Genomic DNA, 20,315 nt, shown 5'->3' on the forward strand with positions numbered 1-20,315 from the left:
ATACATCACAAGACCTGCCAGCATCAGATACCCTCCTGTCCCATATAGCGAACTTTTAAGTTACGTAACCGAAATCTCACCAGGAATCTGAGGTATGGCGGAGGCATTGCTGCTGGTCACGGCGACTTCACTCGTCCTGACCGGCGCATTCGGTCTCACCGTCTGGGTCCGCCCGGTCCGGCCCGCCGAGGCGCTGGTCACCTTCCTGACCTTCCTCCTCTCCGGGATCATGCTGCTCACCATCGTGGTGGGCGCGCTGCTGCGCTACTACGAGCCGATCCCGCTGGCCTGCGGCGCGGGCATACTGGCGGGCGTCGGCCTGCTGTGCGCCTCCGCGGAGCTGCGCCGCCACCCCGGCGCCTTCGGCCGGCGGCTGAGGGTCTGGACCCGCCGATCCCTCCGCGGCTGGGCGGGCCGCCCCCTCCCCCTCTTCCTCGGCCTGCTCGCGCTCACCGCCTACGGGCTGCGGGGCTGGCTGGGCGTGCGGTTCCCGCCCACCGACTGGGACGGCCTGATGTACCACCTGGTCGCGCCCGCGCAGTGGGCGCAGACCGGGGCCGTGGACCGATCCAAGGAGATCATCTGGTCCGACACCTACCCCATGGGCGTGGAGTCGCTGGCCGGCTGGCCGCTGGTCTTCCTCGGATCCACCGACTACGGCGTGCTCTACCTCCTGGTCGGCTACCTGCTGGCCGCCGTCGCGATCGCCGGGCTCGCCCGGCGGCTGGGCGCGGGCCGCGGCTTCGCCGTCCTGGCCGGGCTCGTCTTCCTGCTCACCCCCTCCGTCTTCGCCCAGGCCCACACCTACTACGTGGACGTCCAGAGCGCCGCGTTCGGCCTGGCCGCCCTGTACGTCCTGGCCGTACTGCCCGGCGCGGCCCGCCTCTCCGGCCGCCCCGGCACGGTGGTGACCCGCAAGATGCTGGTGCTGGGCGCCGCCCTGGGCGCCGCCGCCGGATCCAAGAGCAGCAACCTCGCGGTCCTGGGGGCGGTGGGCGTGGCCGCCGTGGCCGTCGTGGCGTACACGGCGCGGCGCCACCGGCTGGGCTTCACCCCGTTCCTACGGTCGGCGCCCGCCCTGGTGCTGCCCGTCGTGATCGTCGGCGGCTACTGGTACCTGCGCACCTGGCTGAACTACGACAACCCCTTCTACCCCATCGCGATGATCGGCTTCGACGGGCCCGGCACCGTCCAGAACCTCGTCATGGGCACCAACGTCCCCGTGGAGCTGCGCGGGGTGCCGCTGCCGAAGCAGTTGTGGATCTCCTGGACCCGGCCGTTCACCGACTTCCAGACCCCCATCTACGACATCCGGGTGGGCGGCCTGGGCATGGCCTGGCTCGTCGTCGTCCTGCCGCTCTCCATCGCGGGCGTCCTGCTGTGGCTGGGGCGCCTGCGACACCGGCTCGGCGTCGGGGCGGGGATCCTGCTCCTGCTGGGCATCGCGGTGTCCTTCGGCCCCAGCCCCGCCCCCTGGTGGGGCCGGTACGTCCTGCTCGGCTACGGCTGCCTGCTGGCCTTCTGCTGCCTGCTGATGAGCAGGATCAACCGGGAGCGCCGGGGCCCCGTCCGCGCCCTCGACGGCGCGCTGCAGTTCGCCTTGGCCTCCTGCACGCTCCTGGCGGTGGCGACCGGCCATCTGCACATCCCCATCAACACCTCGGAGGCCGAAGACGGGGCCGTCGTCGCCGAGCGCGGCGGAACCCCGCTGACCCGGCTGCTGCCCCTGAGCCTGGCCGCCGACCGCGCCGGACAGGTCTGGCCCTGGACCGAGTTCCACGCCCTGGACCAGGTGCCGGAGGGCAGCGCCATCGCCCTGGCCGAGGGCAACGCGCAATCGCTGATCATGCCGCTGCGCGGCCCCCGCCTGCAACGCGACCTCGTGGTGGTCGATCCGCCCCGCGATCTGCCCCACCTGGTCCGGCAGCTGCGCGAGTACCAAGCCGACTACGTCCTGATCGACCGCGCCCCGGTATGGGACGGGATCCGAGAGGAGCTCGACCGCGATCCGCACTTCACCTTCGTCACTCCCCTGAGCGGTATCGCTCCCCGGTACGGCTCGGCCCCCCTCGGCCGGCTGTACCACCTCAAGCCCGAAAACCTGCGCTGACCCCGAAGAAAAGGACCCCCGCCTTGGGACGCCTCACGCTACTCGGACGGACAGACCGCCAGACCGCCTCCACCCCCTTCGTCTACACCCCCGCCCCCAGGCTCTGGCGGGGCCTGCTGCGCACCGCGCGCCCCAAGCAGTGGGCCAAGAACGTCCTGGTGGTCGCGGCGCCCGTCGCGGGCGGCCAGATCTTCGACGGCGGCGTCCTGTGGCGGACCGCGCTCGTCTTCGCGCTCTTCTGCATGGCCGCCTCCGGCATCTACTTCCTGAACGACTCCCTGGACGTCAAGGCCGACCGCGCCCACCCCGAGAAGTGCCGCCGCCCCATCGCCGCCGGGATCGTCCCGCTGAAGGCCGCCTACGCGATGGGGATCGGGTTGTCCCTGCTGCCGGTCCTGCTGGCCGCGCTGCTGCTGAACAAGGAGACGGCGACCGTCCTGTTCGTCTACACGGTCGTGCAGATCCTGTACTGCGTGCACCTCAAGCACGTCGCCGTGATGGACATAGCGGTGGTCGCCTCCGGCTTCCTGCTGCGCGGCATCGCGGGCGGCGTGGCCACCTCGGTCGCGCCCTCCCAGTGGTTCCTCATCACCGTCGGGTTCGGCTCCCTGTTCGTGGTCGCCGCCAAGCGCTCCTCGGAGCTGGCCTCGCTGGGCGAGCAGGCGCAGCACACCCGCAAGCTGCTCAGCGAGTACAGCGAGAGCTACCTGCGCTTCGTCTGGCAGGGCGCGGCGGCCCTGATGACCCTGTCGTACTGCCTGTGGGCGCTGGAGTCCGACGACCCCGACACCGCCGCCTGGCGGATGATCTCCATCGTGCCGATGACCCTGGCCGTCCTGCGGTACGCGCTGGTGGTGGACCGGGGCGAGGGCGGCGCGCCCGAGGACGTCCTGCTGGGCGACCGGGTGATCCTCTCCCTGGGCGCCCTGTGGGGCGTCGCCTACGGCATCTCGCTCGTGGGCTGAGCCCCCGGACGCGCGAAGGCCCCCGGCGGTGGTTCACACCCGCCGGGGGCCTTCGCGTCCCGGGCCCTACCTCGCGGCGCGGTTCACCGCGGACAGCACGGCCTTCAGGGACGCGGTGACGATGTTCGCGTCGACTCCCGCGCCCCACAGGGTCTCTCCGTCCACCTGGCACTCGACGTAGGCGGCGGCCTTGGCGTCGCCGCCGGAGCTCATCGCGTGCTCGTGGTAGTCCATCACCTTGACCTCGACGCCGACCGTCGCCAGGGCGTCCACGAAGGCGCTGATCGGGCCGTTGCCGACGCCCTGGATCTCCCGGATCTCGCCGTCGACCCGCACGTCGCAGTCGATCAGGTCCTTCTCGTCGACCCGCGAGGAGGTGCGGTGGGCCAGCAGGCCGACGCGCGGGCCGCCCGACAGGTACTCCCGCTCGAAGATCTGCCACATCTCCTCGGCGGTGACCTCGCCGCCCTCGCCGTCGGTGCGCTCCTGCACCACCCGCGAGAAGTCGATCTGCAGCTTGCGCGGCAGGTCCAGGGAGTGCTCGGTCTTCATGATGTAGGCGACGCCGCCCTTGCCGGACTGGCTGTTGACCCGGATGACCGCCTCGTAGGAGCGGCCCACGTCCTTGGGGTCGATCGGCAGGTAGGGCACCTGCCAGGTGAACTCCCCGACCGGCGTGCCCGCCGCGGCGGCGTCGCGCTCCAGGTGGTCGAAGCCCTTCTTGATGGCGTCCTGGTGGGAGCCGGAGAAGGCGGTGTAGACCAGGTCGCCGCCGTAGGGGTGGCGCTCGTGCACCGGCAGCTGGTTGCAGTACTCCACCGTGCGGCGGATGTCGTCGATGTCGGAGAAGTCGATCTCGGGGTCGACGCCCTGGGTGAACAGGTTCAGGCCCAGGGTGACCAGGCAGACGTTGCCGGTGCGCTCGCCGTTGCCGAACAGGCAGCCCTCGATGCGGTCGGCGCCGGCCAGGTAGCCCAGCTCGGCGGCGGCCACCGCGGTGCCCCGGTCGTTGTGCGGGTGCAGCGACAGGACGATGGAGTCGCGGCGCTCCAGGTGCCGGTTCATCCACTCGATCTGGTCGGCGTAGACGTTGGGGGTGGCCATCTCCACCGTGGCCGGCAGGTTGATGATCACCTTGCGCTCGGGGGTGGGCCGCCACACCTCGTTGACGGCGTTGCAGACCTCGACCGCGTACTCCAGCTCGGTGCCGGTGAACGACTCCGGCGAGTACTCGAAGAAGATCTCGGTGTCGGTCTCGGCCGCCAGCTTCTTGCACAGCTCGGCGCCCTCGACCGCGATGGCGGTGATGCCGTCCTTGTCCTGGCCGAAGACCACCCGGCGCTGCAGCGTCGAGGTGGAGTTGTACAGGTGGACGATCGCCTGCTCGGCGCCCTCCAGCGCCTCGAAGGTGCGCTGGATCAGCTCGGGCCGCGCCTGGGTCAGCACCTGGATCACCACGTCGTCGGGGATCCGGCCCTCGTCGATGATCTGGCGGACGAAGTCGAAGTCGGTCTGGCTGGCCGCGGGGAAGCCGACCTCGATCTCCTTGTAGCCCATCCGGACCAGCAGCTCGAACATCTTCAGCTTGCGCGCGCCGTCCATCGGGTCGATCAGCGCCTGGTTGCCGTCGCGCAGGTCCACCGCGCACCAGCGCGGCGCCTGGGTGATCACCTTGTCGGGCCAGGTGCGGTCGGTCAGCCGGACCGGCTGGAAGGGCTGGTACCTGGCGAAGGGCATGCCGCTGGGCTTCTGGTCGTTCATGGGATTCCCCTGCTCCTGAGATTCCTGAGTGTGTGGTCTGGCTCGCGGCCGACAGGCGACACTCAGCACCGCGACGAGGAAGCCGGCCCTTTAGGCCTCGTCGCGGCCGCTAAGGAGGAGCAGGCCATACAGCATGGTGGAAACGTAGCAGATTTCCGAGGCGTTAACGAAACGCGGAACCTGTGATCTCCACGGCTTTCGCAGGCGAGATGTGCTTCTATGGGGGCTTTCGGGGAGGGGGACAGGCCTAGTGAAGAGCCTGCTGGGAGGGTTGACGGGGGCAGCGCTGCTCGCGTCGGTGGTGACGGCGTCGAGCGCGGGGGCGCGGGCGCTCGAGGAGCGCTGCAACATCGGCGAACCCGGGTTCGTCGCCGGGGGGTACGCGGTCCAGGCCAACCGCTGGAACTCCCACGGGGAGATCTGCGTCACCTTCGGGGAGGGCACCTCCTGGACGGTCAGCCGCAGCAACCTGGACTGGGGCACCCTGCAGAACGGCGCGCCGCCGGGCGCCTACCCCAACATCGGCACCGCCATCGCCGAGGAGCGGCTGCCGCTGCGCGTGGACGACCCGCGGGAGGTCCGCACCACCTGGGACATCACCCCGGCCGAGGGGGACTTCAACGCCTCCTACGACATCTGGTACCACCCCGACCCGGCGGCCTGCCGCTCCACCACGCCCTACATCGTCGCCAACGGCGGGGCCCTGGAGATCATGATCTGGCTGACCAGCCCGGGCATCGACCCCTCCCCCGAGTGGAAGCTCGCCGAAGGCGTCACGGTGGGCGGCCGGACGTACGACCTGTACCGGTTCACCGGACCCACCGGGCAGGTCGGCCTCATCTACGACATGCGCGAGCAGACCCACCGGATCGAGGGCTTCGACCTCAGGCCGTTCGGCGCCGACGCCGCCGCCCGCGGCTTCCAGAGCCCGCAGGCCTACCTGTGCAAGGTGCAGGCCGGCTTCGAGGTGACCCGCAACGGCACCGGCCTGCGCACCAACGAGTTCTCCCTGGACGTCGGCCCCGCCGCGCAGACGACCGCTCCGGCGACGGCGGAGCCGAGGTCGGCGGCCGCCTCGCGCCGCAAGGAGGAGGAGCCGGCCGGACCGTCCCGCTTCCTGCCGCTGGTGCTGCCGGTCGTCATCGGGATCGGCGCGGGCGCCTGGTGGTGGCGGCGCGCGGCCCGGCGCTGAGCCTCAGTTCACGTGCACCCACTGCGCGGGTGAGGGGATGCCGCTCCTGGTCGTGACGAACAGCATGTACCAGCCGGGCGGCGCCATGGCCGGGCGCCGGTCCATCCGCAGCCGGTACCTCCCGCCGCCCAGCGGGCTCACCGGCAGCCGCACCAGCCGCTGGTTGGGGTCGGAGGAGTGGGTGACCGCGACCGGGCGCACCAGGGACGCCCCGGTGATCGCGGTGTCCGTCGTGATCACCGGCCGGGAGCCGTAGGACCAGCCCTTGGGCACCTCGGTGATGCGCGGCCGGGCGCCGCCCTCCCGGTACAGGTAGGGCGGGTGGTAGATCGAGATGCGGGTGTCGAAGTAGCTCTCGCCGTCCGGGCCCGCGTTGCCGGGGTTGCTGCCCGCCGCCATGACGCGGCCGTCCGGGAGCAGGACGGCGGTGTTGTGGTACGTCCGCGACACCGGATCGGCGGCGACGGGCTTCCACCTCATCCGGGACGGCTTCCTGCCGCGCGGGTCGAGGATCGACGCCTCGTGCACGTGCTCCATGCGCACCCGCTGGGAGCCGCCGGTCTCCATGACGGTGCCGTCGGGCAGGATCACCGCCGACACGTACGTCTTCCCGGCCTTGGCGGGCTGCGGCCTGAAGCGCTGGCGGCCCGCCTGCACCCCGCCCATGTTGACGCGGCCGTGCGGCAGGTCGGGTCCCGCCTCGTACCGGGCGTCCTCGCCCTCCTTCAGGTCGATGACGTCGGTGCGGCCGATCGCGTACTTCCCGGTGGCGGAGAAGTCCTTGCCGCCGACGACCATGACGCGCTGGTCCTGCGCCGGGGGCAGCAGCACCGACGCCGACATGTCCCGCGCCTTGGGCTGCCGCAGTCCCCCGTCGTCCTCCAGCGCCAGCCAGCCGCCGGTGTCCGGGTCGAGGAAGCCGGGGCCGCGCAGCGAGCCGTCCTTGTTCACCGGATGTCCGAAGACGCTGGTGCCGCTGTAGAAGAGGCGGCCGTTCCCGGCGAGGATCAGGGAGGGGTAGGTGGCCCAGTTGATGCCCGGCTGGGCGACCTCGGTCTCGTCCAGCCAGCGGCCCTCCCGCCACGAGAAGCGTTCGGCCACCGTCGAGACCTGGTTGGCGCCGTCGGCGGTGCGGGTCGCCGCGTATCCTCCGGCGGCGTAGACGTCGCCGTCGGCCAGCGCCGTCGCCGACGGGTACCAATGCCCGTCGTTCAGGTCGTTGACCCGGGTGTACCGCTCGGTCCTCGGATCGAAGACGTAGGACTTGCGCGAACCGGTCCAGCCGGAGGTCGTCCGCCCCTCCTCGTTCCTGGCGTACGCGGCGGTGCCGCTGACCACCAGAACCCGGCCGTCGGGCAGGTGCACGTGGCCGGCGCAGAACATGTCGTAGGGGGTCGGGACGCTCTTGAAGGTGTTGTTCTTCGGGTCGTAGATCTTCGTGACGAACCGGCCCTTCTCGAAGCGCTTGGCGCTGTTGCCGGAACCGGCGATGAGCAGCACCTTGCCGCTGTGCAGCAGCACGCTGTGGATCGCCCGCACGCCCCCGCCGCCGAAGTCGTGCACGGCCCAGTGGCCTTTGGCGCATTCAGGCCCGGCGCAGCGCGCGCTCCCCCGCGCCGCCTTCAGTCCGAGGTCGTCGGCGACCAGCGTGCCCTTGCCCTCCAGGCCGACCCCGACCCGTACCTCCCCGGCGCCCTCCGGCACGACGGGCGTGCGCAGGGCCGCCGACCGGAACCTCTTCGAGCCCGGCAGAAGGGGGAAGGAGTGCCAGCGCACCCACCGGTCGCCCTTCTTCCGCAGCAGCACGACCCGGACCTTGCCCGAGGTGCTCCTGTAGGACAGCTCCAGGTCGAGGCGCCCGCCCGCCCGGACCCGGACGGCGCAGTCCTCCCGCTGGACGACCGCCCGCAGCCCCCGCGCGTGCCGGGCGACCCGCACCTCCACGGCACGTCCGCCCGCCCGGCGCACCGCCCGCACCCCGCCTTCGGTGCTCCCGCGGGACCAGCGCGCCCAACACGCGGGAAACCCTCCGGAGAGCCGCTCGAATCCGGGGTTCTGGACCCGCGCCGCGGGCTCGGACAGGGCGGGGTCGGCCGACGCCGGCAGGAGCGCCGTCCCCATCAGGGACGCGCCCAGCACGACGGACGCCCTGGAGCGCCGGAACTTCATCTCCTACTCTCCCAACACGGTCAGTCATCGCAAGCGACCTTGTTCATCTCCTGAACCTCATCACGCGGGCCAAAACCCATTACCGTAAGAGAACTGAAATTCAGCCGGTTTTCCGGCATAAAAAAAGCGCCATTCATGCATTAAGCATGAATGGCGCAGTAGGTCAATTAATGACCGTTTTGCCATGCTTCAGCTGAGGTGCACCCACTTCGCGGCGGAGGGCACGCCCGAGCCGTCCACGAAGGAGACCATGTACCAGCCGGGGGGCGCCATGTTGGGGTTCTTGGTCACCGACAGCTGGTAGCGGCCGCCGCCCAGGGACTTGACCGGCAGGTCCACCGACCGCTGGTTGGGGTCGGAGGAGTGGGTGACCGCGACCGGGCGGATCAGGGAGGCCCGCACGACCCTGCTGTCGGTCTTGATCACGGGCTTGGAGCCGTAGCTCCAGCCCAGCTTCTTGCCGCCCCTCTTGGGCAGCGCGGTGATCTTCGGCCGGGCGCCGTTGTCCTTGTACATGTACGGCGGGTAGTAGATCGAGATGCGGGTGTCGTAGTAGCTGTCGCCGTCGGCGCCCAGGTTGCCGGGGTTGCTGCCGGCCGTCAGGACCCGGCCGTCGTCCAGCAGGACCGCCGTGCTGTGGTAGGTGCGCGACACCGGGTCGGCGGCGACGCTCTTCCACTTCATCTGGGACGGCTTCTTGTTGCGCGGGTTGAGGATCGACGCCTCGTGCACGTGCTCGAAGCGCGCCGTCTGCGAACCGCCGGTCTCGAAGACCGTGCCGTCGGGCAGGATGACCGCCGACACGTACGTCTTGCCGGAGTTGCCCTGCTGCTGCACGAACACCGGCTGGCGCATGCTGCCCACGTTCACCGGACCCTGGAGGAGGTTCGGACCGGCCTGGAAGCGGGCCTTCATGCCCTTCTTCAGGTCGATGACGTCGGTCTCGCGGATCGCGTTCTGGCCGGCCTCGGGGTCGTTGGGGTCGCCCGAGAAGTTCTTGCCGCCGAGGACCATGACCCGCTGGTCCTGGGCCGGAGGCAGCATCAGGGCGGCCGACATGTCGCGCGAGGCGGGCTTGCGCAGGTTGCCGTTGCCCGGCAGGGCGCGCCAGGCGCCGGTGTTGGGGTTGAAGAAGCCGGGGCCGCGCAGCGTGCCGTTGCCGTTCACCGGGTGGCCGAAGACGCTGCTGCCGTTGTAGAACAGCTGGCCGTTCCCGGTGAGGACCAGCGACGGGTAGGTGGCCCAGTTGATGTTCGGCTGCGCCACCTGGTTGGCGGGCAGCCAGCGCCCCTGCTTCCAGGAGAAGCGCTCGGCGACCGTGGAGATCAGGTTGCCGCCGCCCGCGTTGCGCTGGGCCGCGTAGCCGCCGACCGAGTAGACGTCGCCGTTGCCCAGCGCCGTCGCCGACGGGTACCAGTGCCCGTCGTTCATGTCGTTGACCTTCTGGTACCGCTCGGTCTTGGGGTTGAAGATGTAGGACTGCTTCGACCCGATCCAGCCCATCGTCTCCTGGCCCTGGGCGTTGTACTGCGCGTACTCCTCGGTGCCGCTCATGACGAGCACGCGGCCGTCGGGGAGCTGCACGTGGCCGGCGCAGAACATGTCGTAGGGCGTCGGGATGCTCTTGAACTTGTTGTTCTTCGGGTTGTACAGCCAGGTCACGAACTCGCCGCGGTTGAAGCGGTTGTTCCCGTTGCCCGAGCCCGCGATGAGCAGGACCTTGCCGTTGTGCAGCATCACGCTGTGGATCGCGCGCACGCCGCCGTCACCGAAGTCGTTGACGATCCAGTGGCCCCTGGTGCACTCCGAACCCACGCAGCGCGCCTTGCCGCTGGCGGCCTTGAACTTGTAGTTGTCGGTCACCAGGCGCCCGGCGTCGGCCAGGCCCATGGCGAACCGCACCGCCTTGGTGCCCGCGGGCACGGCGGGGGTGCGGGTGACCGCAAGGCGGAACTTCTTCGAGGCCGGCAGGTAGGGCATGTACTTCCACTTGACCCACTTGCCGTTGGCCTTCTGCCGGAAGAGCATCACGGCGACCTTGCCGGAGGTGCTCTTGTAGGACAGCTCCAGGTCGTAGCGGCGGCCCGGCTGCACCTTGAGCGCGCAGCCCGCCGTCTGCACCACGGCCTTGGCGCCGCTGGCGTACTGGGTCACGTTCACCGCGACGCCCCGCTTGCTGCGGCCGTCGTTCGCCGGGTCGATGGTGCCGGTGTTGTTGCCGGTGGTGAAACGGGTCCAGCAGGAGGGGAAGTTCCCCTTCATCTTCTCGAAACCCGGGTTCTGCACCTTCCCGGTGGGTGCGGCGATGGCCGACGAGGCCAGGCCCGGGAGGGCGGTCGCTCCCATCACGGAGGCACACAGTACCGCTGCGGCCTTGGAGCGCTGGAACTTCATTGGTGGAAACCCCCAACCAAACGTTCAGTTGTCACAAGCGATCTTGTTCTTGTCCGGGTCCAGTCCGTGCCGGTCGCGGCCGGGGACGGGAAGGTAGTCGAAGCCGCGCTGCTTGAGCCACGCGCACTTCTCCTTCTGGCTGTCCACCGCGGAGGGGAAGGACCAGGGAACGCATATGGTCGCGCCGTAGGCGTGGTCGCATCCGTCGACGTCCTCGGGCACCACGCGGGTGTCCTCGGCGTTCTCGACGCCGGGCGACGGCTTGGCGGAAGTGGAGGAGGAGGGCTGCGCCGCGGGAGTCGTCGTGTCGACCTCCGGGTCCAGCGGTTCGGGGTCGGCCGTCTCGGTCTCCCCGGGGAGCCGCTCGGCCGGCACTTCCTCGATCTTCACCGTCTTCTTGGCGTCGGCGGAATCGTTGTCATCGCCCCCGCCGCGGAAGAGCACGACACCGCCGATGACGGCGGCCACGGCCAGGACTCCGGCGGCGACGAAAGCGATGATCTTGTTGCGTGTCAAAACACATCACCCGACAGGGAACAGGGCGGCAGCGGACGGCATCCGCGCCGAGCGGACGACGAAGGGCAGGTACCAGCCCACGGCTCGATCTGCGGGCCGGTCAGCGTGCTGACCCGCTGCTCTCCGGCACCGGAAGGCACGACCGGCCACCCCCTTTCGATCCGCCGTGGATCCCAACCGACGCTCCATGCCCTTCAGAACCAAAAAGCGCCACGCCGCTTAGATGCGCGAAATGGGCCCAAGGTTGTCGTGAACGGGCAAATATTTTGATCCGGCCACCGGGACGTGACGATCGTCACGGTCCAGCGCGCCACGTGGGACACGTGGAGGTTCGGCGCAGAGGCCGCACGCAAGAAATCCCTGATGCCGGATTTATCAATGAAAAGGATGTTACCAGCGGCTCAACGACAGGCTGTAGAACGTGTCCCGAATGCAATAGATCACGGGAAGGACACGAATTCACCAAGTCCTTCGCCGTTTTTTCCGGGCGGTCCGCAGGGCACCGCCGCGCGGAAACCCGTCCCGTCTCCGGTGACCCGCAGCGCGCCGCCGGCGTGCGGGATGAAGAGCGCCTCGCCGCAGCGCAGCCGTTCACGGCAGGCGCCGCGCGCCACCTCCAGCTCGCCTTCCAGGCACAGCAGCGCGCCCGGCCCCGGCTCCGCCACCTCCACCGCCGGATCGGGGCGCAGCCGGGTGAGCTGGAACTGCGTCACCGGCGCCGGGTAGAGGACCTCTCCCCCGCCCATCGCCACCGGGGAGACCAGCTCCGGCAGGCCCGGGGTGAAGTCGGTGACCTCGAGCAGCTCCGGCAGGTCGATGTGCTTGGGGGTCAGGCCGCCGCGCAGCACGTTGTCGGAGCTGGCCATGATCTCCACGCCCGTGCCCCGCAGGTAGGCGTGGATGGTGCGGGGCCGGGCGAACAGCGCCTGGCCGGGCCGCAGCACCACCCGGTTGAGCAGCAGCGCGGTGACCACCCCGGGGTCGTGGGGGTAGCGGCGGGCCAGCAGCTCCCGCCAGCCGCCGCTCGCGAGCACCTCGCCCACCAGGTCGGCGCGGTCGTGGACCGGCCAGTTGGCCAGCAGCTCCAGCGCCCCGCGCGGGCCGCCGGACTCCACCGCCCCGGCCACCTCGGCCAGCCGGGCGCCGCCCAGCGTGCGCAGCTCGGCCGCGGCGTCGGCGACCGGGCGGAAGCCGCACAGCGCCTCGAAATCGGTGACCGCGTAGACGAGCTCCGGCTTGGGCCAGTCGTCGTGATAGCAGCGCTTGGGGTCGCCCGCGGGCGGGCCGCAGGACTCCTCCCGGGCGAACCCCTGGACCGCCTGCCCGGCGTCGGGGTGCACCTGCAGGGACAGCGGGGCGTCGACCGCCAGCACCTTCAGCAGGAAGGGCAGGCGGCCGACGCCGGGACCGAGCATCCGGACCGGGTCGCGGTCGATGCGCTCCAGCAGCGACCCCCGCCCGGCGATCCGGGACGGGGCTCCGGGGTGCGCGCCGATCCACAGCTCGGCCTCGGGACCGGCGCTGGGCACCGGCCTTCCGAGCAGTCCGGCGAGGACGTCGCGTGAACCCCAGTCGTAGGCCCGTATCGGGTTGTCCAGCCGCAGCAGCTCGGTCATATGGTCATTCTCTCTCGATCGTCAGGGGCGACCGAAAGAGTACTTGGTGACGAGGGAGCGGAACGTCTTCACCGACGACTTGTTGGCTTCCAGCCGGTAGTCGGCCTTCTCAGCCTTCCTCTTGTCCATGTTGAACCAGATAATGCCGATGATGTCCTTGCGCTTGGCGACGGTCGTGAGCAGGTCCGTGATCTTCTTGTCGCGGCCCGGACCCGTCTGGACGCCGGTCTCGGCGAGCAGGATCGGCTTCTTTGAGAACTTCTTGATCTGCTTGATCGTCGGATCGAAGATCCACTTGAAGGTGGAGGACTTCTGGTTGTTGCGGTAGTAGCCGATCACGCCCACCCAGTCGACGTAGGCGTTGCCCGGGTAGTACTGCTTGAGCTTGACCTTGGGCATCGGGTAGACGACGTTCGGCGTCCACAGCCACTTGACGTCGGTGGCCCCCTCCTCGGCGAAGAGGTCGTGCATGCGGCGCCAGGCCTTCACGAACGTCCCGGCCTTGGTCTTCTTGGTTCCCCAGTCGTACCAGTAGCCGTTCATCTCGTGCGCGAAGCTGATCGAGATCGGCACCCCGGCCGCCTTGACCTGCTGGGCGTAGGCGCGGATGTACTCGTCGCTGCGGCCCGCGGCGATCGCCTCGATCGTGCCCGCGCCGTGCGGCTCGATCTCCATCTGCGGCAGGGCGCCGGCCTTGTAGGCGGTCTTCGCCCAGCTCGTCGGGAAGCCCGAGGGCCAGGCGTGGAAGAACTTGGCGATGGTCGGCTTGCGGCCGAACTTCTGCTTGGAGAACTTCGCCTGCTGGACGGGCTTGTTCTTGTACTTGCCCTCCATGTAGACGCCGAGGTAGTCGCCCTTGGGGGCGCGGGATGCCTCGGTCTCCTGCCCGCCGGACCGGCCGGGCGGGTGCGCCCCGGGGTCCTGCGAGGCGGTCTGTGCCGCGGGGGCGTCCACCGGGCCCTCCGTCGACGAGCACCCGGTCACGAGCGCGAGCGGCAACGCCGTTGCCGCGACATACCGGAACTTCATCAGGCCTCCAGGCCGTTCGGGTGTGATGGTCGGGGGGCGGGGGGAGGGGGTCGGAGCCGCCGTGGTCCCTAGCGGCGGGGGCTCCTGGCGCCGAGCCTGTCGCGGACGCCCCACCGGGTCACCCGCCACATCGCCTCGGCCACGATGTCACCGCTCATCTTGCTGACGCCGAGCTCGCGCTCGACGAAGGTGATGGGGACCTCCACGACGTGCAGGCCGGCACGGACGGCCCGCAGCGCCATGTCGATCTGGAAGCAGTAGCCGCGGGAGTCGACCTCGTCGAGGCCGATCTTCTCCAGCGCGGTCCGCCGGAAGGCACGATAGCCAGCGGTGGCGTCGTGCAGGTGGATGCCGAGCACGAGTCTGGCGTAGGTGTTGCCGCCGCGAGAGAGCACCTCGCGGGACAGCGGCCAGTTGCGCACCTGGCCGCCGCGCACCCAGCGCGAACCGATGACCAGGTCCGCGTCGCGCAGCGCCTCGAGCAGGCGGGGCAGTTCCTCGGGCCGGTGGGAGCCGTCGGCGTCCATCTCCACGATGACGTCGTAGCCCCGCTCCAGCGCCAGGCGGAACCCGGCGATGTAGGCCGCGCCCAGCCCGTCCTTGGCGGTGCGGTGCAGCACGCGTATCCGCTCGTCCTCGGCCGCCAGGGAGTCGGCCAGTTCCCCGGTGCCGTCCGGGCTGGCGTCGTCGACGACCAGCACGTCGGCATCGGGCGTCGCCGCCCGCACCCGCCGCACGATCAGCGGGAGGTTGAGCCGCTCGTTGTAGGTCGGGATCACCACGACCACGGCGCCGAGCGGTTCGGGGGCGCTCATGTCCGGCCTCTCCTCACCTGGCGGGGATTACTTGTGCGTCCTGGCGTTGTACTTGTTCTTCAGCGGGGACCTGGGGTTGAAGCCGAACGCCGCCTTGTGGATGTACTTCTTGAAGGCGCGGGTCGAGGTCCCGTTCGTGTCGATGCGGAAGTCTATCTCGCTCGGCTTGTTGTAGCTGAACCACAGGAAGCCGATGACGTCCGAGCGCTTCGCCACCCCGTACAGGAAGTTGTGGATGTCCTTGGGGCGGTTGTAGGAGTCCATGCCCATCTCGGGGATGAAGATCGGCTTCTTGGAGACCTTCTTGAGGGCCCTGATGCTCGGCATGAACACGGTGTCGAAGGTGTGGTACCAGCCCTTCTCGCCGTAGTAGTAGCCGACCACGCCGAGCCAGTCCACGTAGGACTCACCGGGGTAGAACTGCTTCAGGCCCACCTTCGGCCGTGCGCCGATCTGGTTGGCCTGCCAGAGCCAGATCGCGTTCGTGGCGCCCTCGGCCTTGAAGATGTTGTGCATGCGGCGCCAGGCCCGCCTGAAGTCGCTCGGCTTGTTCTTCACCTGGCAGGCGTTGGAGTCGGCCTTGGAGGTCGAGCCGCAGTAGCCCCACGGGTACCAGTCGCCGTTGAACTCGTGCCACGGGCTGAAGACGACCGGCACGTTGGCCTGGCGGATGTTCTTGGCCAGGGTGCGGACGAACTCGTCGTGCTGCCCGTTGGCCACCTCGGCGATGGTCGCCACGTCGGGGTCCTGCATCTCGAGCTCGTACTGCGGGATCGCGCCCGCCGCCCAGATCTGCCGCGCCCAGTTGGGGTCGAAGCCGTTGTTCCAGTCGTAGAAGCTCTTGATCATGTTCGGCTGCATGCCGACCTTGCGGCCCAGCGCGTTGCGGTCCGCGACCTGGTTGCGCTGCTGGTCGGTGAAGACGCCGAAGATCTCCCGCCGGGGGTAGATCAGCTTGGTGACGTTGTAGGCGCCGGGGGCGTTGTAGCGCTTGTAGCCCCTCGGGGGCTTCATGTTGTAGACGATCTTGCCGCCGCTGGTGCCGGTCTTGCGGGTCCGGGCGGAGGTGTCCTGCGGCCCGCCGGCCGGCTCCTCGGCCGGCTCGTCGAACGCGGCCGCCGGGCCGGTGACCGGGTCGGCCGCCGGGGCCTCGGTGTCGGGACCGGCCGCCTCGACCTCGATGGGCGTCTGCTGGGGGACCTCCTCGGTGTAGAAGTCCCGGCCGCTCGCCTCCTTGTCGATCGTGTAGGTGGTCTTCTCGGGCGCTGCCACCGGCTCGGAGCCGGCGGCGCAACCGGCCGCCAGGACCGCGGGGAGGGCCAGGGCCAGCAGGGGTCTGATGGACGTCATGACAGATTGTGCTCCAGGTGGGGGGATAGTGCGATCACTTGACCGGGTGCACCAGATCCGGAATCCAGAGCTGGTGGCTTCCTCCGGTCCAGCCCAGGCGGAACGGCTCCCCGGTCAGCATCCGGTAGTTGCCGACGCCCTTCTTCAAGGCTTCGAGCAGGTCCTTGTCGATGGCCGAACCGGCAGGGGTCTGTAGAACGATCAGGTTGTAGGTGCGCTTCTTCAGCACCGACTCGGCGCTGCCCTTCAGCTCGCTCGTCGCGTTCCACTGCGCCGTGCGGTAGTTCTCCATGTAGAAGCTGAAGGTCCCCGGGTCGGAGGCCAGGTAGCGCCCCTCGGACTGCATCTGGGTGTCCACGACCTTGGCCACGTTCTCGTAGCTGGGCCACAGCGTGTACTCGTACTCCGACTGGGTCATGCCCAGGGACAGCAGCGCGACGGCCGCGGCGATGCCCAGGTTGGGGAAGTGGAAGTGCGCGCCGACCAGGCGGACCAGGCCCACGCCGACCATCGTGGCGGCGAGCAGCGCGCCGAACGCGAACTGCGGCCGCCACACCGTCCCGAAGACCGGGGAGGCCAGCAGGAAGAACGGCGCCAGCAGGGCGGGCAGGACCATCGCGACGCCGAGCATCAGCCGCCACACGGGGCTGGGGTCGGGGCTGGCGCCGGTGGGCACCTCGCCCATCCGGGCGCGGCGGGTGTACATGACCACGCCGAGCAGGGCGAAGGCGGTGAACAGGCCGATCCAGTTCAGCCAGCCCTGGAGCAGGTCGGAGACCGGCTCGCCCTCGGGGGCGGTCAGCCCGGAGGTCGCCATGATGTAGTAGCCGGCCGAGCACAGGAAGGCCCCGGCGAGCGGCGCGGCCCGCATGACGGCCTGGCCGGTCGCGGTGTGCCGCAGCGAGACCAGGACGGCCAGCATCACCAGCCACGGCAGGTAGAACAGCGCGCCGAACTTCACCACCACCGCCAGCAGCGCGACGGGCGCGGCGGCGATGGCGGGCCAGAACGGGCCGCTGCGGCTGAGCACCACCAGCCAGGTGGCCAGCGCCAGCAGGAAGAGCGACAGGGCGTCCTCGGTGGCCAGCGCGCCCAGCACCTGGGTCGGCGCGATCACGGCGAACGCGCCGGCGGCGACCAGGCCCACCCGCTCGTTGAACAGGCGGGTGCTCCAGGAGTACAGCAGCCCGGTGGCGCAGACCATGAAGACCATGCTGAGGAACCGCAGGCCCTGGATCCCCAGCGCGCCCTCCATCATCTGGGCGATCGAGGGGTACAGGGAGGAGCCGCTGGTGAAGTCCCCGCCGAACCGGTGGTCGGGCAGCACGTGCATCTCGGTCGGCGACGCGGAGTTGCGCAGCCGCAGCGTCAGCACGGCCTGGAGGACCAGCAGGCACGCCAGCAGGAGGCGGCTCACCCACGCGCGGCGGGGGCTGTTGTCCGAGGCCCAGGCGATCGGGGGGGCCGCCGGGATGCGGTAGGGCGCGGGCCGGACGTTCGACCGGTACCGGTTGGGCTGCTCCTGCTCCTGTTCCTGCTCCTGGGCCAGGCGGAGGTCGAGGCTCGTCTCAGTCGTCATTGATCAGCTGCTTAGGGTTGAATCCGAACTTCGAGTCCCACTTGGGAGCGTTGAAGATGTTGCGGTACATCTTCAGCGAGTCCGGCCGGGCATCGATGCGGAAGTCCGTCTTCTTACCGAACTCTTCTTTCTCAATGTTGAACCAGACGAACCCCAGCATGTCCGGACGCTTCGCGCTGGCCTTGATCAGGTTCGCGATGTCCCACTGCTTGCGCTCAGTGGCGGTCGATCCCGTTTCCGCGACGATGATCGGCTTCTTGGTGAAGGTCTTGAGCTCTTTGAAGAGGTCACCGAACACACGATTAACGATCTTGTCGTCCCGCTTGAAGATCGGCGAGTTCGGGTCCTTGTCCTCGTTCATGTAGCCGCTGACACCGATCCAGTCGACGTACTCGTCTCCCGGGTAGAACTCCTTCAGCGGAGGGATGTCGTCCTCCTTCGCCGTGTTCGGGCTCCACACCCAGATCACGTTGCCCACGCCCATGTCGACGAAGATGTCGTGAAGGTGCCGCCAGGCGTCGACGAAGTCCTCGGGCTTGTTGTCCTTGGACTCGCCCACGCAGGCCCGGCCCAGGTTCTCGCCGGTCTTCTCCTCGCCGCTGTTGGTCTCGTGGCCCTTCCTGCTGCAGTACCCCCACGGGTACCACCAACCGTTCATCTCGTGGCCGAAGGAGTAGGCCAACGGGATGTTGGCCTTCTTCACCTGCAGGGCGTAGGACCTGATCTCGTCGTCGAAGTGACCGTCGGCGAACTCCCGGAGCGTGCCCTCCATCGGCTCCACGTCGACGAACGGCAGGAAGCCCTCGTCCCAGAGCGTCTGGTTCTCCTCGGTGTTGAAGGTGGCGCCGAACTCCTCGAAGTACTTCAGGAGGTTGTGCTCCTTGCCGACCTTTTCTCCGAACTTCTGGGCTCGCTCCATCCCAGAGGTGATCGTGTCGTCGTAAGCCAGGCCGAGGTAGTCCTGCTCGGGCCAAATGAGCTTGCGGATGTCGACCGGGTCGACGGGGGTGAGGGCTTCCATCTCCTTGGCGACCTTGTAGCCGCCGCGGTCGAGCGCGGGGTCGCCGCAGGCGGACAGGCCGAGCGCGACGGCCAGCAGCAGCGCCGCCGTCCGCAGCGTGCGCGTGTTCCTCATCTAGTCCTCCTCCACCAGGAACTCGCGCGGCTCCACGAGCACGCGGCCCAGCACCAGGGCGTAGAAGAGGGCGCCGGCCAGGGCGATGGCCACGTCCGGCGGGTACATGGTCGCCATGCGCCAGCCCGCCAGGGCGAGCCAGGTCACGGCGCAGCCGCCGCCCCAGACGAAGTACGCACCGACGACGCGGCGCATCTTGTTCTTCTTGACGCCGCTGGAGCCCGAGGGCTTCCAGCCCATCTCGCGGCCGCGCACCATGTCCCAGATCGCGAACACGTGCGCCCAGCCCTGCATGAGGGCGGCCGAGAAGGCCTCCAGCCGGAACGTCGCGCGATGCCACAGCGGGAAGATGATCGTGGAGTAGATCAGGCTGGGCAGCAGCCACGGCAGGTAGCCGATGTTCAGCAGTTCGGGCGCGACGATCAGCATGATGATCGTCATCAGCGGCGCGACGAAGATGAACAGCGCGGTGTGCAGGTAGTAGACCATGCCCGACGCGAAGGACAGCTTGGTCGAGAAGGGCAGCGAGGACTGCCAGAACTTCTTGGCGCCCAGCAGCGAGAAGGAGCCCATGCACCAGCGGTACTGCTGGTTGTGGAAGGCGCCGACGTTGTCGGGGCACACGCCGGCCGACAGCGCGATCGGCAGGTACTTGGTCTTCCAGCCCAGGCCCAGCAGGTCGAAGCCGGTGTGGATGTCCTCGGAGTGCTCGATGAGCGTGGTGCCGTTGTTCTCCTCCAGCGCCGCGCGGCGGTACACCGCGCAGGAGCCGACGCAGATCGAGCCGTTGCGGATCTGCCGCGACACCTGGACCGAGCGGTAGAAGAACTCCTGGGTGACGCCCGCGCCGCGCTCCACCCAGGTCTGGTGGTCCAGCACCCGGAAGAACTGCGGCGTCTGGACGATGCCGACGTCCGGCTCGTCGTCCATGAGCGGCAGGACCTCGTTGAGGATGTCGTGCCGGGGGGCGAAGTCGGCGTCCAGCAGCAGGATGAAGTCGCCGTCGGAGCTGTGGAAGCCGAACTGCAGGTTGCCGGCCTTCTTGTACCAGCCCTGGTTGGGCCGCGAGCCGTAGCGGAACCCGAAGTCGGCGGCCATGGCGGCCAGCTCGGGGCTGGCGCCGTCGTCCAGGACGTAGGGGACGACCTTGCCGGGGTAGTGCTCGACGACCTTGCGCACCGCGGTCCACGTGTTGTGGACGACCTCGATCGGCTCACCGCAGACCGGCAGGAAGACATCGACGCTGGGGTAGTGCTGCGGCCGCCAGTTGTCGACGATCTTCTTGTGGCGCTCCAGGTTGTAGTCCTTGCTGAACAGGTCGAGCCGCAGCGTCAGCAGGGAGTTGAGGATGGTGAAGAACAGCATGGGAATGGCGAGCCACAGCATGCTGATCGTCAGGAACTTGATGCCCGTGATCACCAGGCTCACCATGCACACGACCATGCACAGGTTCAGGAACCACGTGTGCCGGCTGGCGTAGGAGTACTTCTCCTCGTCGTTGGGCGGCTGGGGCAGCAGCGGCGACGGGTCCGGGATCGGGGGGACCGGGCGCAGCCGGCGCCCGCGCGGCTGGGGGCGCCGCGGCATCGGCGGCAGGTCCTCCATGGTGCGCAGCGTGTCCCCGCCGACGGGGCCCGGCGGCACGGGGCGGCGCGGGGGGCGGGGTCCGGGGTTGCGCGGCCGC

14 protein-coding genes are annotated in these 20,315 nt (G+C 69.3%); 3 read left to right on the plus strand and 11 right to left on the minus strand.

Annotated features, from left to right (window positions below; translation table 11 throughout):
* Window positions 1–94 precede the first annotated feature (94 nt).
* Window positions 95–2,110, plus strand: coding sequence for a hypothetical protein (locus tag ABD140_RS29635; RefSeq protein ID WP_344244326.1), 2,016 nt, complete (start codon window positions 95–97; stop codon window positions 2,108–2,110).
* A 23-nt stretch (window positions 2,111–2,133) separates the two neighbouring features.
* Complete coding sequence (locus ABD140_RS29640; protein WP_344244327.1) at window positions 2,134–3,075, plus strand: decaprenyl-phosphate phosphoribosyltransferase; 942 nt, start codon at window positions 2,134–2,136, stop codon at window positions 3,073–3,075.
* Between the two features lie 66 nt (window positions 3,076–3,141).
* On the opposite strand, the gene leuA is transcribed toward ABD140_RS29640, so the two are convergent.
* Window positions 3,142–4,836 carry a 2-isopropylmalate synthase gene (gene leuA, locus ABD140_RS29645; RefSeq protein WP_344244328.1) on the minus strand — a complete coding sequence of 565 codons (1,695 nt, stop codon included), beginning with the start codon at window positions 4,834–4,836 and terminating at the stop codon, window positions 3,142–3,144.
* A 271-nt stretch (window positions 4,837–5,107) separates the two neighbouring features.
* Between leuA and ABD140_RS29650 the strand changes: the two genes are divergently transcribed.
* Entirely contained in the window at window positions 5,108–6,028 is a 921-nt protein-coding gene (locus ABD140_RS29650) for a GH12 family glycosyl hydrolase domain-containing protein (protein ID WP_344244329.1), read from the plus strand.
* 3 nt (window positions 6,029–6,031) lie between these two features.
* On the opposite strand, the gene ABD140_RS29655 is transcribed toward ABD140_RS29650, so the two are convergent.
* The 10 genes from ABD140_RS29655 to ABD140_RS29700 all read right to left on the minus strand — a co-directional run.
* Window positions 6,032–8,197 carry a galactose oxidase early set domain-containing protein gene (locus tag ABD140_RS29655; protein ID WP_344244330.1) on the minus strand — a complete coding sequence of 722 codons (2,166 nt, stop codon included), beginning with the start codon at window positions 8,195–8,197 and terminating at the stop codon, window positions 6,032–6,034.
* Window positions 8,198–8,386: 189 nt separating this feature from the next.
* Window positions 8,387–10,543, minus strand: a complete 2,157-nt coding sequence (locus ABD140_RS29660; RefSeq protein ID WP_344244341.1) for a galactose oxidase early set domain-containing protein — start codon at window positions 10,541–10,543, stop codon at window positions 8,387–8,389.
* A gap of 72 nt (window positions 10,544–10,615) precedes the next feature.
* Window positions 10,616–11,107: a hypothetical protein gene (locus ABD140_RS29665; protein WP_344244331.1), complete on the minus strand. Its 492-nt coding sequence runs from the start codon at window positions 11,105–11,107 to the stop codon at window positions 10,616–10,618.
* Between the two features lie 440 nt (window positions 11,108–11,547).
* On the minus strand, window positions 11,548–12,723 hold the full coding sequence (gene manA / locus ABD140_RS29670) for a mannose-6-phosphate isomerase, class I (protein WP_344244332.1): 1,176 nt from the start codon (window positions 12,721–12,723) through the stop codon (window positions 11,548–11,550).
* A gap of 21 nt (window positions 12,724–12,744) precedes the next feature.
* Window positions 12,745–13,752: a glycoside hydrolase family 26 protein gene (locus tag ABD140_RS29675; protein WP_344244333.1), complete on the minus strand. Its 1,008-nt coding sequence runs from the start codon at window positions 13,750–13,752 to the stop codon at window positions 12,745–12,747.
* Window positions 13,753–13,820: 68 nt separating this feature from the next.
* Window positions 13,821–14,567 (minus strand): polyprenol monophosphomannose synthase, encoded by a 747-nt coding sequence (locus tag ABD140_RS29680; protein WP_344244334.1) that lies wholly within the window; start codon window positions 14,565–14,567, stop codon window positions 13,821–13,823.
* Window positions 14,568–14,594: 27 nt separating this feature from the next.
* Window positions 14,595–15,917 (minus strand): glycoside hydrolase family 26 protein, encoded by a 1,323-nt coding sequence (locus ABD140_RS29685; RefSeq protein ID WP_344244335.1) that lies wholly within the window; start codon window positions 15,915–15,917, stop codon window positions 14,595–14,597.
* Window positions 15,918–15,951: 34 nt separating this feature from the next.
* On the minus strand, window positions 15,952–17,496 hold the full coding sequence (locus ABD140_RS29690; protein ID WP_344244336.1) for a hypothetical protein: 1,545 nt from the start codon (window positions 17,494–17,496) through the stop codon (window positions 15,952–15,954).
* On the minus strand, window positions 17,486–18,631 hold the full coding sequence (locus ABD140_RS29695) for a glycoside hydrolase family 26 protein (RefSeq protein ID WP_344244337.1): 1,146 nt from the start codon (window positions 18,629–18,631) through the stop codon (window positions 17,486–17,488). Before ABD140_RS29695 ends, ABD140_RS29690 begins: the two co-directional genes overlap by 11 nt.
* A partial coding sequence (locus tag ABD140_RS29700; RefSeq protein WP_344244338.1) for a glycosyltransferase family 2 protein occupies window positions 18,632–20,315 on the minus strand: 1,684 nt, incomplete at its 5' end.

This window comes from Actinocorallia libanotica, from assembly GCF_039525175.1.
GTDB classification, from domain to species: domain Bacteria; phylum Actinomycetota; class Actinomycetes; order Streptosporangiales; family Streptosporangiaceae; genus Actinocorallia; species Actinocorallia libanotica.

Coding starts and splice junctions, on each gene's coding strand:
- ABD140_RS29685 (WP_344244335.1), bottom strand. CDS start 15,917: ATGACGTCCATCAGACCCCTGCTGGCCCTGGCCCTCCCCGCGGTCCTG.
- ABD140_RS29660 (WP_344244341.1), bottom strand. CDS start 10,543: ATGGGAGCGACCGCCCTCCCGGGCCTGGCCTCGTCGGCCATCGCCGCA.
- ABD140_RS29695 (WP_344244337.1), bottom strand. CDS start 18,631: ATGAGGAACACGCGCACGCTGCGGACGGCGGCGCTGCTGCTGGCCGTC.
- ABD140_RS29635 (WP_344244326.1), top strand. CDS start 95: ATGGCGGAGGCATTGCTGCTGGTCACGGCGACTTCACTCGTCCTGACC.
- ABD140_RS29675 (WP_344244333.1), bottom strand. CDS start 13,752: ATGAAGTTCCGGTATGTCGCGGCAACGGCGTTGCCGCTCGCGCTCGTG.
- leuA (WP_344244328.1), bottom strand. CDS start 4,836: ATGAACGACCAGAAGCCCAGCGGCATGCCCTTCGCCAGGTACCAGCCC.
- ABD140_RS29680 (WP_344244334.1), bottom strand. CDS start 14,567: ATGAGCGCCCCCGAACCGCTCGGCGCCGTGGTCGTGGTGATCCCGACC.
- ABD140_RS29690 (WP_344244336.1), bottom strand. CDS start 17,496: ATGACGACTGAGACGAGCCTCGACCTCCGCCTGGCCCAGGAGCAGGAA.
- manA (WP_344244332.1), bottom strand. CDS start 12,723: ATGACCGAGCTGCTGCGGCTGGACAACCCGATACGGGCCTACGACTGG.
- ABD140_RS29655 (WP_344244330.1), bottom strand. CDS start 8,197: ATGAAGTTCCGGCGCTCCAGGGCGTCCGTCGTGCTGGGCGCGTCCCTG.